This is a genomic window from Saccharopolyspora taberi, assembly GCF_039534165.1.
GTDB classification, from domain to species: domain Bacteria; phylum Actinomycetota; class Actinomycetes; order Mycobacteriales; family Pseudonocardiaceae; genus Saccharopolyspora_D; species Saccharopolyspora_D taberi.
In genome coordinates this window covers 248,556-262,075 of sequence record NZ_BAAAUX010000001.1, presented here as the reverse complement: position 1 = coordinate 262,075, position 13,520 = coordinate 248,556, and the positions used below count along the sequence as shown (strand labels likewise).

The window sequence follows — 13,520 nt, the reverse complement described above, 5'->3', positions numbered from 1 at the left end:
GTTCTCCTTTCTCGAAGAAGCAGGCAGCTCACGGGGAAGCCAGCAGCGACGCCGCGCGCAGCACGGCTCGGGCGGCTTCGGACGGGCGGGTGCGCGGGAAGTGGTGACCGCCGTCGGCGAGTTCGACCAGGTCGACGTGCTCGGCCAGCGTCCGCCACTCCCCGTGGCGTTCCCGGAACTCCGCCGTGAGCGGATCGTCGGCGGCGACGACCGCCGTCACCGGGACGGACAGCTTCGGTTCCGGCGGAGTTTCCAGCAACTCGGCGAGGTACCGGTTGGCGCAGGCGAAGTCGTGCCGGAAGGCGGCTCCGGTGCGCGCGTCGGGCAGGTCCAGGTCGGCGGCGATCTCGGCGTCGCCGCGCCCGTCCAGCTCGGTGATCGCCGCCCGCCGTCCGGCGGCGTCGCCGAGCAGCTGCGCTCCGACGAACACGCGCTGGACATCGCGCAGCTTCCGCGCCACCGCCAGCGCGAACGCCGCACCCGACGAGTGGCCCCACAGCAGAACCCCGGTCAACCCCCGCGCTTCGATCTCGGCGACGACGCGGTCGACGACCTGCTCCAGGGAGGCGAACTCCGGGCTCCCGGCCGGATCGTGCCCCGGCAGTTCCACCGCGAACACCCGGATCCCGTGCAGCGCGTCGGCCAGCGGGCGGAAGTTCACCGCGTTCCCGCCCGCGGGCGGGAAGCACACCAGCGCCGGACCGTCCGATTCGGACAGCTGTTGCAGCAGTCCGGTGTGGACGCCCGCCCGGTCGTCGGCCAGCTCGGCCTGGTCGGCCAGCACGGGGTGCCGGGTGATGTCGGCGAGCGAGATCTCCCGCTTGAGCCCGATCGCCAGCTTCACCGCCGACAGCGAGGTTCCGCCGCGGTCGAAGAAGTCGTCGTGCCTGCCGACCTCGTCCTCCGGCACGCCGAGGACCTTCGCCCACGCCGCGGCCAGCCGCCGCTCGGTCGGCGTGCTCGGCGCGCGGTAGTCGTCCCGGGCCGCGCCCAGTTCCTCGGCCAGCGCGGTCAGGACCTTGCGGTCGATCTTGCTGTTGGCGGTCAGCGGCAGCTGCTCCCGCCAGTGGAAGTCCGACGGGACCATGTACTCCGGCAGCGCCGCGGCCAGCCGCTCCCGCAGCAGTTCGCCGTCCAGCTCCCGCGGACCGGAGTAGAACGCGACCAGGTGCTTGTTCTGACCGGCCCGTTCGGCGACGACCACCGCACCGTCGCGGACCCCGGGCACCCGCAGCAGGGTGTTCTCGATCTCGCCGATCTCGATGCGGAAACCGCGGATCTTGACCTGGGTGTCCCGGCGGCCCAGGAACTCCAGCTTCCCGCCCGGCCGCCAGCGCCCCTGGTCGCCGCTGCGGTAGAGCCGCTGGCCGGGGCGGTGCGGATCGGTGGTGAACGCGCGCTTCGTGCGCTCCGGGTCGTTGACGTACCCGCGGCCGACGCAGATCCCGGAGAAGACGATCTCGCCGGGTGCGCCGAGCGGCACCGGGGACAGCTGCTCGTCGACGACGCGGACGCTGACGTTGTTGACCGCGGGCCCGAGCGGCACCCGGTCCCCTTCCGGAGGCCGGTCCATGACCTCGTGGTTGGTGTCGTCCGAGGTCTCGGTCAGCCCGTAGGCGTTGACCAGCCGGATTCCCGGTTCGGTGGCGAACCAGCGGTGCGCGAGCTCCAGCTTCAACGCCTCGCCGGTGACCGAAACGCACCGCAGGTCCGGCAGCTCCCGGGGATGATCCTCCAAATAGGACAGAACGACTTCCAGGTAGGACGGCACGACCTGGAGCACGCCGACCCGGCCCTCGGCGATCCGGTCGACGAACCGCTCGACGTCGAGGACCACCTCCTGCTCGACCAGAAGCGTGCGCCCGCCGACCAGCAGCGCCGAGACCAGCTGCCACAGCGAGATGTCGAAGCACTGCGGGGCGGTCTGCGCGACCACCTGCCCCTCGGCGATCTCCAGGTCGTCGATCTTGGCGAAGAGGTGGTTGAGCATGCCGCCGTGCTCGCACATGGCGCCCTTGGGCTCGCCGGTCGAACCCGAGGTGAAGTAGATGTAGGCGAGCTGGTCCGGGGTCACGGCCACCCCGGGATCGCTGTCGTCGTGCTCCTCCTCGTACGCGTCGGTGATGAAGATCCGCCGCACAGCGGGGAGTTCGTCGAGCGCCTGGTCCAATGTGGTCGTGCTTTCCGGTTCGGTCAGCACGAGCGAGCACTCCGCGCGGGTGAGCGTGGTCGCGATGCGGTCGGCCGGGAAGTGCGGCTCGATCGGCAGGTACGCGCCGCCCGCCTTGAAGATCGCGATGACCGCGGCCATCCAGTCCAGGTCGCGTTCGGTCACCACGGCGACGACGCCCTCCCGGCGCAGCCCGCGCGCCAGCAGCGCCCTGGCCAGCCGGTTGGCGCGGGAGTTCAGCTCGCCGTAGGTCCACCGCCGGTCGCCCTGCACGGCCGCGACGGCGTCCGGGTGCAGCGCGGCCCTGGCCTCGAACAGCTCGTGGAACCGGCGGTCCGGCAGCTCCCGGCGCGGACCGGCCAGGTCGTCGAGCTGGTGCTGGAGCTCTTCGACCGACAGCAGGCTCTGGCGCCCGTGCTCGGCGTCCGGGTCGGCCGCGATCAGCTCCAGCGCGGTCCGGTGGTAGCCCGCGATCCGGGCCGCGGCCCCGGCGTCCAGCGCCTCGGTCCGGTAGCGCAGCACGAGCCGGTCCCCGCGGAGGCCGACGTGCAGCACGGTGTCGGCGGCGAGGTCGCCTGCTCCGAACGAAGTCTCGAACAGCGGCTCGGTCAGCCCGGGGAAACCCTTGCGCGACAACAGTTCCGACTCGGTCCGGTGAGTGGCCAGGACCAGCTCCCGCCAGGTCACCGGGCCGGTGGACAGCCGGCACGGCCTCCCGTCGCGGCCGGTCACCACCTCGGTCTCGCCGGAGAGCGCGGACAGCACCTTGGCGTGCGCGGCGAGCAGCACGGCGCCCAGCGGCACCGCCAGCTCGTCGGCCAGCCGGCGCACCGGCTCCAGCGGCAGCGGTTCCTCGTGCTCGGCGACTCCGGGGGGTTCGGCGGCACCGGGACGCTCGGCGGCACCGGGGTGCTCGGCAGCGCCAGGACGCTCGGCGGCATCGGAGCGTTGGGCAGCGCCAGAGCGCTCGGCGACACCGGGACGCTCAGCGGCGCCAGGACGCTCCGCGACGCCAGGACGTTCGGCAGCACCGGGACGCTCGGCGGCGCCAGAGTGCTCGGCGACCCCGGGCCCCTCGGCAGCACCGGAACCCTCGGCAGCACCGGAACCCTCGGCAGCACCGGAACCCTTGGCAGCGCCAAGATCCTCGGCGGCGCCCGCCGCCGGGACGGCGGTCCAGCGCGGAATCGAGGTGCCCCCGCCCGCGGACAGCACGTCGCTCCAGAACTCGGCGTCGGTCCTCATGCGGTCGGTCCTCATGCCACTGCCCTTTCGCCTGCCAGTTCCCGCGCCGGGTTCCCGACCCACTGCGCCTGGTCGGGTACGTACTCGCCCTTCATCAGGAAGGAATCCGGCCCCAGCACCGCGTCGTCGCCCACGGTCACGCCGTAGTGCACGAGCGTGCTGATGCCGACCGTGCAACGGCTGCCCAGCTCGCTGTGGTCGGACTTGAACGACCCGTCCTCCTGCGAGTGGCACTGGATCTTGCTGCCCACGTTGAGGATCGCGTCGTCGCCGATCGCGGTCAGCCTGCGCTCGGAGATGTAGCAGCCGTCGTCGAAGACGCGCTTGCCGACCCGCGCACCCATCAGCCGCCACAGCAGCGGTTTGAACGCGGTGCCGTTGAACATCGCCAGGTAGTCGGTCTCCGGCACCTTCCAGTACCGCTCGTGCCGCCAGAAGCGGAGGTCGTAGATCGAGCAGAACATCGGCCGCTGCGGGTGGACCTTCGTGACGATCCGGTCGACCAGCACGTTGTAGGCGACGGTGAACAGCAGGACCAGGACGGTGGCCAGCGCGACCGACCAGGACGCCATGTGCCCGTAGAGGTCGGCCGCTGCCCCGGCCAGCACGGTGACGACGAAGAGGTGCACCCAGCGGACCAGCAGGAACCAGCCAATGGTGGCGAGGTTGTGCCGGTTCTTGATGCGGAGCCTGCTGTGCCGCTCGTGGTCGGCGACCTCCAGGCTCTTGTCCCGCTGCACCGTGCGCGGGATCTCCATGCTGGGCGCGCCCAGCAGCCCCACGCCCTCGCGGACCTTGCCGTCGATGGGAACCATGACCTTGGTCGCGAGCAGGCAGTCGTCGCCGGTCCGCCCGCCGGGCGGGTAGACGATGTGGTTGCCGAGGAAGTTGTGCGGCCCGACCTTCGCCTCGGCCACGCGGAACGACGTGTTCGAGTACTCGGCGTTGATGACCGAGAGCCCGTCGGCGACCATCGTGCCGCTGCCGACCGTGGTCACGAACGGGTTGTCGTGCTTGACCTCGGTGCCGAAGTTCGACCCGGTCTGCACGACCGGGGTCAGCCGGTACCCGATCCAGCGCAGGTAGGGCACGACGTAGGAGCTGTCGCCGAACAGCAACATGAGGAACTTGCTGTTGGTCATCCGCGCGATGGCCCGCTGGGCCCAGAACCGGATGCCGTAGAGCCGGTACGCCTTGCCCGGAGTGATGGCGAGGTTGAGCAGCCGCGGGATCGTCGCCACCGTCAGCAGGCCGACCACCAGCGCACCGAAGAACAGCAGCAGCGACACGGCCAGCGCCTCGCGCCAGAACGCCCAGGACGTGAAGGCCAGTTCGCCCGCCTGCAGGATCTGGGCCAGCCGCGGGACGCCGGTGAGCAGCATCGTCGCGCCACCGGTCACCAGCGGCAGCGAAATGCTCAGCAGCACCACCAGTTGCAGCGTGGCGTAGACCGCGCGGCGCAGGGTGCCGCAGCGGGCGGGTTCGACCGCCGGGTACTCCATGCCGGTCCGCTGCGCCGGGGAACCGTGCCACCGCTCGCCCGCGGGCACGGCCTGCCCGGCGTGGAGCGAGGAGGACCGGCCGAGCAGGGAGCCGTCGCCCATGGACGTGCCGATGTCGACCACGGACGCCTCGCCGACGAACACGTTTTCGCCGAGGGAGACCGGTCCGGTCTGGATCATCCCGGAGTGCGCGCGGTAGCTCTGGACGTAGGCGTCCTTGCGGACGACCGTGCCCGCGCCGATGGACACCAGGTCAGTGCACACCGGGAGGTGCCTGGTCAGGATCACCACGCCGCGCCCGACCCGCGCGCCCAGCAGGCGCAGGTAGAGCACGTTCAGCGGGGAGCCGGTGAACAGGGCGAGCGGGTTGGCCCGCACCAGCGTTTTGACGAACCAGAAGCGGAAGTAGTCCAGGCTCCAGATCCGGATCTCCCGGGGCTTCCACCGGCCGATGATCGTCCACTTCGCGAGGATCGGGAGCACGCACGCGGCGGTGAAGGTCACGCTGGTGAACAGCAGGGCCCGCAGGTAGATGCCGACAACGCCGGCGCCCTCGGAGATCCACTCGAAGCCCGCGGTCAGCACGATCGAACCGACGCAGGCCAGCAGCAGGAAGGCCAGCAGCTGGAGCGTCCCGCAGAGCAGGTGCTGCGCCCTGCTCACCGGTTCGGCCACCCGCGCCGGCTCCGGGGCGGGCGCCGCGGGCGCCTCGTCGCCGGACAGCGCGGTGGCCAGGCTGCTGATCGTGGGGTGCCGGTAGACGTCCTTCATCGACACCGACGGCAGGTCGTCCCGCTTGCGCACCCGGGCGCAGAACTGGGCCATGACCATGGAGTCGGCTCCGAGGTCGTCGAAGAAGTTGCTGTGGACCGAAACCTGCTCGGTGCGCACGACACCGGCCAGCACCTCGGCGAAGATCTGTTCGGTGCCGACCGGTGTGGTCGTGTTGTCGGTGAGGTCGTCCGGCGCGACCTCGACGGGGTGTCCCGGCACGTGAGCTCCCTTGTGGAGGTGGGCATTTCGCGATGTGTCCGCGGAGTACCCCGGACGAGGTGAAACGATCCGCCGGAAGCCTGCGGCGAACCACCGGGCAGACCCCACAGCCGCTTGGTGCGAGCCCCCGGCTCCGGGTAGGGACAGCACCCCGGGCCCCTCGGGGCACGAGGTCGACCCACCGGTATGGCTCCCGCCGTTCACCTGCCACCGGTAAGGCGCTGCTCAGCTCCGATCCGGAGCGGGGTAGGGATGGCCCCCGCCGCCGGGGCGGGATGACCCCAGCCGGGCTCGGGGGTCGGCTCCGCGCGCGAGGGGGACGACACCATCGATCCGGCGACTCCCGAGTCGGAGCCTGGAGGAGCACCAGCCGCCAAGTGCTGCTTCACCGTAGGGAGTCACCGTGCCAGTCATCTCCGCCCCCCTCGACTTCAACGAGGACGAGCTCTACGTCGACCTGCGGTCGATCTTCGGACACTCGCTCTTCCTGAAGTGCGAGGGCTTCAACTTCGCAGGCTCGATCAAGCTCAAGGCCGCGACCGAGATGGTGGAGGCCGCCGAGCGCGACGGGCTGCTGCGGCCCGGATCGGTGCTGGTCGAGTCCTCGTCCGGGAACCTCGGCGTGGCGCTGGCCATGATCGCGGCGAACCGCGGATACCGGTTCCTGTGCGTGACCGACGCCCGCTGCAACCCGGCGACGATCCGGATGATGGAGGCGCTGGGCAGTCAGGTGCACGTCATCGGCGAGGCCGCGACCAACGGCGGTTTCCTGGCCGCGCGGCTGCACTACGTCCGCGCGCTGTGCGACTCCGACGACCGGTACGTCTGGCTCAACCAGTACGCGAACCCGGGCAACTGGCAGGCGCACTTCCGCCGGACCGCGCCCGCCATCGCCCGCCAGTTCCCCATGCTGGACGTGCTGTTCGTCGGCGCGGGCACCACCGGGACGCTGATGGGCTGCGCCCGCTTCTTCCGGCAGTGGCACCGGCCGGTCCGCGTGGTCGCGGTCGACAGCGTCGGCTCGGTGACCTTCGGCGGCCCGCCCGGGCGCCGGATGATCCCGGGGCTGGGCACCAGCGTCCGGCCGCAGATGCTCGACGAGTCCTACGTGGACGAGGTGGTCGAGGTCGAGGAGGTCGACACCATCCGGGCGTGCCACCGGATGGCCGGGCGCGGGTTCCTGTTCGGCGGGTCCACCGGGACCGTGGTCAGCGGCGCGATGAGCTGGCTGGCCGACTACCCGGACAGCGACCTGACCGCGGTGGCCATCGCTCCCGACCTCGGTGAGCGGTACCTGGACACCGTCTACCGGCCCGACTGGTTGCAGGAGCTCTACGGCGCGGACGCACTCCGCACGGACGAGCCCGCCACCACCCAGGCCGCCTGAGCCGAGGGGGAGGCGGGGCGGCTTGCCCAACGGCAAGCCGCCCCGCCGCGTTCAGGACCAGAACCCACCCCGACCATCGTCCTCAAGCGGCGCCAGCCGCTTAGCCCACCCAAGCAACCGGCACCGCCGCGGGTTCTCAGGCGTCGCCTCGCGAGGACAGCTTTTTCCGTCGTATTGGACATACGTCGGAAAAAGATTCCGGAGCGAGGCGGCGCCTGAGGTTCCGCCACCCGCGCCGCCACCCAAAACGAGCCCCGGAACCCTGGCACACATACCGGCTAGTCGGTATGGTCCAGGCATGTCCTCGACCAACATCAGCGCGGCGATCTTCGACTACGGCGGGGTGCTCACCACCTCCGGCCGGAAGGCGATCGCGGACTGGACCGCGGCAGAGGGCATCCGGCCCGAGACCTACTCCGCCGCGCTCAAGGAGTGGCTGTCGCGCAGCGCTCCCGACGGCACTCCGATCCACCGCCTGGAGACCGGCGAGATCGGTGCCGAGGAGTTCAACGCCGCGCTCGCGCCACGGCTGCGCACCACCGACGGCGGCCCGGTCGCCCCGGAAGGGCTGCTCGGCAGGCTCTTCGCGCACATGCGCGACGACGACGCGATGCTGTCGCTCGTGCGCGAGCTGCGCGACCGGGGCGTGCGCACCGCGCTGCTGTCCAACAGCTGGGGCCACAGCTACCCGTGGGACGTGCTCGACGGGCTGTTCGAGGTCACCGTGATCTCCGGCGACGTGGGCCTGCGCAAACCCGACCCGCGGATCTACCGGCTTACCCTCGAACGCCTCGGCCTGACCCCGGCGGAGGCCGTCTTCGTCGACGACGCCCCGCCCAACGTCGAGGCCGCCGAGCAGCTCGGCCTGCGCGCCGTGCTGCACACCGACGCCGACCGGACCCGCGCCGCACTGGACGCGCTGCTACCCCAGGAGACCCGTTGAACGACCTGCCCGGCCTCGACCTCACCGCCCTGCGGGCGCACCTGGACGCCGAGCTCCCCGGACTCGTCGGCGGCCCGCTGCACGCCGAGATCGTCCAAGGTGGACGGTCGAACCTCACCTACTTCGTCGGCGACGGTGAACGGACGTTCGTGGTCCGCAGGCCCCCGCTGGGCCACGTGCTGGCGACCGCGCACGACATGGGCCGCGAGCACAGGGTTCTGTCCGCGCTGTCCGGGACCGCCGTCCCGGTGCCGCGAACCCGCCTGCTCTGCCAGGACGAATCCGTCATCGGCGCGCCGTTCTACGTCATGGACCACGTGCCCGGCACCGTCTACCGCACCCCGGAGCTGACCGCGCGGCTGAGCGTCGAACAGCGCCGGGAGCTGTCGATGCGGCTGGTGGACGTGCTCGCGGACCTGCACGCGATCGACCCGGAATCGGTGGGACTGGGCGACTTCGGCCGCCCGGAGGGGTTCCTGGAACGCCAGGTCCGCCGCTGGAGCAAGCAGCTCGCCGCCTCGCGCAGCCGGGAACTCGACGGCATCGACGAGCTCTCCGAGCGCCTGGCCGCGACCGTGCCGGCGACCAGCCGCGCGGCCATCGTGCACGGCGACTACCGGCTGGACAACGTCATCGTCGACGACCAGCGGATCGCGGCCGTGCTGGACTGGGAGATGGCCACCCTCGGAGACCCGTTCACCGACCTGGGGCTGCTCGCGGTCTACTGGGAGGGCTTCCGCGGAATCCCGAGGAACCCGATCACCAAGGGCGTCGGCCCCGAGTACGGCTTCCCCACCGCGCGGGAACTCCTCGACCGCTACGCCGGCCGCAGCGGCGCCGACCTGTCCGGGCTGGACTGGTACCGCGCGTTCGCGTTCTTCAAGCTCGCGGTGATCCTCGAAGGGATCCACTACCGCTTCACCCGCAAGCAGACCGTCGGCGAGGGTTTCGACCACGTCGGCGCTCTCGTCGCACCGTTGGTCGCCCAGGGCCTCGCGGCCCTCCAGGAGGTATGACATGGACTTCGCGTTCGACGACCGGACCGAGGAGCTGCGGGAGCGGCTCACGGCGTTCATGACCGAGCACGTCTACCCGGCCGAACCCGTGCTGGCCGAGCAGACCGCCGCGGCCTCGGACGTCTGGGCGCACCCGCCGATCGTCGAGGACCTCAAGGCCGAGGCCCGCGCGCGGGGGCTGTGGAACCTGTTCCTGCCCGGCGAGGAAGGTGCCGGGCTCACCAACCTCCAGTACGCGCCGCTGGCCGAGATCATGGGCCGCAGCCCGCACCTGGCCCCGGAGGCCACCAACTGCTCGGCCCCGGACACCGGCAACATGGAAGTGCTGTCGATGTTCGGCACCGAGCAGCAGCGCGCGCAGTGGCTGAAACCGCTGCTGGAAGGCGAGATCCGCTCCGCGTTCTGCATGACCGAGCCGGACGTGGCGTCGTCGGACGCCACCAACATCGGCACCCGCATCGAGCGCGACGGCGACCACTACGTCATCAACGGCCGCAAGTGGTGGTCCTCGGGCGCGATGAGCCCCCGGTGCAAGATCCTCATCGTGATGGGCAAGACCGACCCCGGCGCGGAACGGCACCGCCAGCAGAGCCAGGTCCTGGTGCCCATCGACACCCCGGGCGTGCGGGTCAAGCGCGGCATGCACGTCTTCGGCTACTCCGACGGCGACCACGGCGGGCACGCCGAGATCGTGTTCGACGACGTCCGGGTGCCGGTCTCCAACGTCATCGCCGGGGAGGGCGAGGGCTTCGCCATCGCGCAGGCCCGCCTGGGACCGGGGCGCATCCACCACTGCATGCGCGCGATCGGCATGGCCGAGCGGGCGCTGGAGCTGATGTGCCGCCGGGTCAGCGAGCGGGTCGCCTTCGGCGGGCCGATCGCCGACCAGGGCGTGGTGCAGCAGTGGATCGCCGACGCCCGGATCCGCATCGAAACCACCCGGTTGCTCGTTCTCAAGACGGCGTGGCTGATGGACACGGTCGGCAACAAGGGCGCGCACACCGAGATCCAGGCGATCAAGGTGGCGGTGCCGGAGATGGTCACCTGGGTCATCGACCGCGCCATCCAGGCCCACGGCGGCGGCGGGGTCAGCCAGGACTTCCCGCTGGCGAACCTGTACGCGCACGCCCGAACCCTGCACATCGTCGACGGACCCGACGAGGTGCACCGGCGGTCCCTGGCCCGCCGGGAGCTGAAGAAGTACCGAGCCTGAGGCGAAAACCCGTTCCCCGTCAAGGAGAGAGAGCATGACGCAGTCCAACCCCCGAGTCGCGATCGTCACCGGAGCCGCGCGCGGCATCGGCGCCGCCACCGCCGTGCGGCTGGCCGAGGACGGCTTCGCCGTCGCCGTGATCGACCTCGACGAGAAGCAGTGCGCCGACACCGTCGCGGCGATCGAGGGCGCGGGCGGCCGGGCGCTGGCGATCGGTGCCGACGTCAGCGACGCCGCGCAGGTCGACGCCGCGGTGACCCGGGTGGCCGAGCAGCTCGGCGCACCGCTGGTGCTGGTCAACAACGCCGGAGTGCTGCGCGACAACCTGCTGTTCAAGATGTCCGAAGAGGACTGGGACACGGTGATGAACGTGCACCTGCGCGGCTCGTTCCTGATGAGCCGCGCGGCGCAGAAGTACATGACCGAGGCGGGCTGGGGCCGGATCGTCAACCTGTCCTCGACCTCGGCGCTGGGCAACCGCGGGCAGGCCAACTACGCCACCGCCAAGGCCGGCCTGCAGGGCTTCACCAAGACGCTGGCCATCGAGCTGGGCAAGTTCGGCGTGACGGTCAACGCGATCGCGCCCGGGTTCATCGCCACCGACATGACCAGGGCGACCGCCGAGCGGGTCGGCGTCTCGTTCGAGGACTTCACCAAGGCCGCGATCGCCGCGATTCCCGTCGGCCGGGCGGGCAAGCCGGAGGACATCGCCAACACCGTGTCGTTCTTCGCCGGCGAGCAGGCCGGGTTCGTCTCCGGCCAGGTCATCTACGTCGCGGGAGGGCCGAAGGCGTGACCACCGCGGAGGAGTTGCGCCGCGGCGTCGCGGACTTCCTCGCCGCGCACGACCCGGCGACCACCGACCGGCTGGAGTTCCTGCGCGCCCGCTTCGACGCCGGGCTGGCGTGGGTGCACTACCCGGCCGGGCTGGGCGGGCTGGGCGCCGCCCGCGAACTGCAGCAGGTGGTGGACGAGGAGCTGGCCACCGCGGGCGCGCCGGACAACGATCCGCACCGGATCGGCATCGGCCTGGGCATGGCGGCGCCGACGATCCTGCGCTTCGGCACCGACGAGCAGCGCCGCCGCTACCTCCGTCCCCTGTGGACGGGCGAAGAGGTGTGGTGCCAGCTGTTCAGCGAGCCCGGCGCGGGTTCGGACCTCGCGGCGCTGTCGACCCGTGCGGTCCGCGACGGCGACGACTGGGTGGTGGACGGGCAGAAGGTGTGGACTTCCCTCGCGCACACGGCGAAGTTCGCGATCCTGGTCGCGCGCACCGATCCGGACCTGCCCAAGCACAAGGGGCTGACGTACTTCCTGTGCGACATGACCGCGCCCGGCGTAGAAGTGCGGCCGTTGCGGCAGATCACCGGTGAGGCCGAGTTCAACGAGGTCTTCCTGACCGGTGTGCGCATCCCCGACTCGCAGCGGCTCGGCGAGGTCGGCCAGGGCTGGGAAGTCGCCATGGGCACCCTGATGAACGAGCGGGTGGCCATCGGCGGCGGCAACACCGAGCCGGAGTCCGGGATGATCGGCGTGGTCGCGCGGCTGTGGCGGGAGAACCCGGAACTGCGCACCCCGGGACTGCACGACCGGCTGCTGCGGCTGTGGGTGGAGGCCGAGGCCACCCGGCTCACCGGCCTGCGGCTGCGCGAGCAGCTCGCCGTCGGCGGCCCGGGACCGGAGGGCTCGGCGGTCAAGCTGGCGTTCGCCCGGCTCAACCAGCAGATCTCCGGCTTCGAGGTGGAGCTGCTCGGCGAGGCCGGACTGTCCTACGAGGACTGGAGCTTCCGGCGGCCGGAGAGCACGGACTTCACCTCGCGCGACGCCGGGTACCGATACCTGCGGGCCAAGGGCAACTCCATCGAGGGCGGCACCTCGGAGGTCCTGCGCAACATCATCGCCGAGCGGATCCTCGGCCTGCCCGCCGAACCTCGGGCCGACAAGGACGTGCCGTGGAAGGAGCTGCCCCGATGAGCCTGCTCTACACCGAAGTCGAGGACGACCTCCGGGCCGGGGTCCGCAGGCTGCTCCAGGACCGCTGCGACTGGACCGCGGTGCTCGCCCGGTGCGAGACCGATCAGCCCTACGACCTCGACCTGTGGCGGACGCTGGCCGGTGAGCTCGGGCTCGCCGGGCTGCTGGTGCCGGAGGAGGCAGGCGGTGCGGGTGCGAGCGCCCGCGAGGTCGCGGTGGTCGCCGAGGAGCTGGGGCGTGCGGTCGCGCCGGTTCCGTTCCTCGGGAACCTGCTGGCGACCACGGCGCTGGCCGAGTGCGCCGGAACCGGCGAGGTTCTGCGGCAGCTGGTCGACGGGACACGGGTCGGCACCGTCGCGGTCGGCCTGACTTCCCTTCCCCACAGCGGATTCCCGTCGTCGGTGAAGGCCGAGGGCGGTGCGCTGACCGGGACGGTCACGACGGTCGTGGATCTGGAGGCGGCTGATGTCGTGGTGGTCCCGGCGGTCGACGGAGACGGTCCGGCGCTGTACCTGCTGGACCCGGCGGCGGCCGAGGTCGTGCCGACGACACCGCTGGACCTGACCCGCCGCATCGCGACGCTGGACCTGCGGTCGGTGAGCGCGGAGCGCGTGGACGGCGACGCGGAAGCCGCTCTTCGGCGCGCGCTGACCGTCGGGGCCGGGATCCTCGCGTCCGAGCAGGTCGGACTGGCCCAGTTCTGCCTGGATTCCACTGTGGACTACGTGCGGACCCGGTACCAGTTCGGCCGCCAGATCGGCTCGTTCCAGGCGGTCAAGCACCGGCTGGCCGACCTGTGGGCGGGCGTCAGCACCGCGCGGGCCACCGCCCGGGCAGCCGCCGCCGCGCTCACCGGCGACGAGCCGGACCTCCGGGTGGCGCTGGCACAGGCGTACTGCTCGGACCTCGCCGTGCTCGCGGCGGAGGAAAGCCTGCAACTGCACGGCGGAATCGGCATGACCTGGGAGCACCCGGTGCACCTTTACCTGGGTCGCGCCAAGAGCTCCCAGCTCGCCTTCGGCATCCCGGACCGCCACCGCACCCGCATCGCCGAACTCGTCGGCCTCGACAGCTAGG

9 protein-coding genes are annotated in these 13,520 nt (G+C 71.4%); 7 read left to right on the top strand and 2 right to left on the bottom strand.

Translation table 11 applies throughout. The features are described 5' to 3' along the window. Positions 1-28: 28 nt before the first annotated feature. Both ABD691_RS01565 and ABD691_RS01560 read right to left on the bottom strand, forming a co-directional pair. A complete protein-coding gene (locus tag ABD691_RS01565; protein WP_344677492.1) occupies positions 29-3,415 on the bottom strand; it encodes a non-ribosomal peptide synthetase in 3,387 nt (1,128 codons plus the stop codon). 11 nt (positions 3,416-3,426) lie between these two features. Further along, a complete protein-coding gene (locus tag ABD691_RS01560) occupies positions 3,427-5,910 on the bottom strand; it encodes a Pls/PosA family non-ribosomal peptide synthetase (protein WP_344677491.1) in 2,484 nt (827 codons plus the stop codon). Positions 5,911-6,313: 403 nt separating this feature from the next. Here ABD691_RS01560 and sbnA point away from each other — a divergent pair, with 403 nt between their 5' ends. The 7 genes from sbnA to ABD691_RS01525 all read left to right on the top strand — a co-directional run bounded on the left by sbnA (position 6,314) and on the right by ABD691_RS01525 (position 13,519). After that, positions 6,314-7,297, top strand: coding sequence for a 2,3-diaminopropionate biosynthesis protein SbnA (gene sbnA / locus ABD691_RS01555; RefSeq protein ID WP_344677490.1), 984 nt, complete (start codon positions 6,314-6,316; stop codon positions 7,295-7,297). 298 nt (positions 7,298-7,595) lie between these two features. Continuing rightward, positions 7,596-8,240, top strand: coding sequence for an HAD family hydrolase (locus tag ABD691_RS01550; RefSeq protein ID WP_344677489.1), 645 nt, complete (start codon positions 7,596-7,598; stop codon positions 8,238-8,240). Next, positions 8,237-9,256, top strand: a complete 1,020-nt coding sequence (locus ABD691_RS01545) for a phosphotransferase family protein (protein ID WP_344677488.1) — start codon at positions 8,237-8,239, stop codon at positions 9,254-9,256. The genes ABD691_RS01550 and ABD691_RS01545 overlap by 4 nt, the downstream gene beginning before the upstream one ends. A 1-nt stretch (position 9,257) precedes the next feature. After that, the gene (locus tag ABD691_RS01540) at positions 9,258-10,469 is read left to right on the top strand and encodes an acyl-CoA dehydrogenase family protein (protein ID WP_344677487.1); all 1,212 of its coding nucleotides are present in this window, start codon (positions 9,258-9,260) and stop codon (positions 10,467-10,469) included. A gap of 34 nt (positions 10,470-10,503) precedes the next feature. Further along, complete coding sequence (fabG, locus tag ABD691_RS01535) at positions 10,504-11,265, top strand: 3-oxoacyl-ACP reductase FabG (protein WP_344677486.1); 762 nt, start codon at positions 10,504-10,506, stop codon at positions 11,263-11,265. Continuing rightward, positions 11,262-12,443 (top strand): acyl-CoA dehydrogenase family protein, encoded by a 1,182-nt coding sequence (locus ABD691_RS01530; protein ID WP_344677485.1) that lies wholly within the window; start codon positions 11,262-11,264, stop codon positions 12,441-12,443. Before fabG ends, ABD691_RS01530 begins: the two co-directional genes overlap by 4 nt. Next, positions 12,440-13,519 carry an acyl-CoA dehydrogenase family protein gene (locus tag ABD691_RS01525; RefSeq protein ID WP_344677484.1) on the top strand — a complete coding sequence of 360 codons (1,080 nt, stop codon included), beginning with the start codon at positions 12,440-12,442 and terminating at the stop codon, positions 13,517-13,519. Before ABD691_RS01530 ends, ABD691_RS01525 begins: the two co-directional genes overlap by 4 nt. Position 13,520 lies beyond the last annotated feature (1 nt).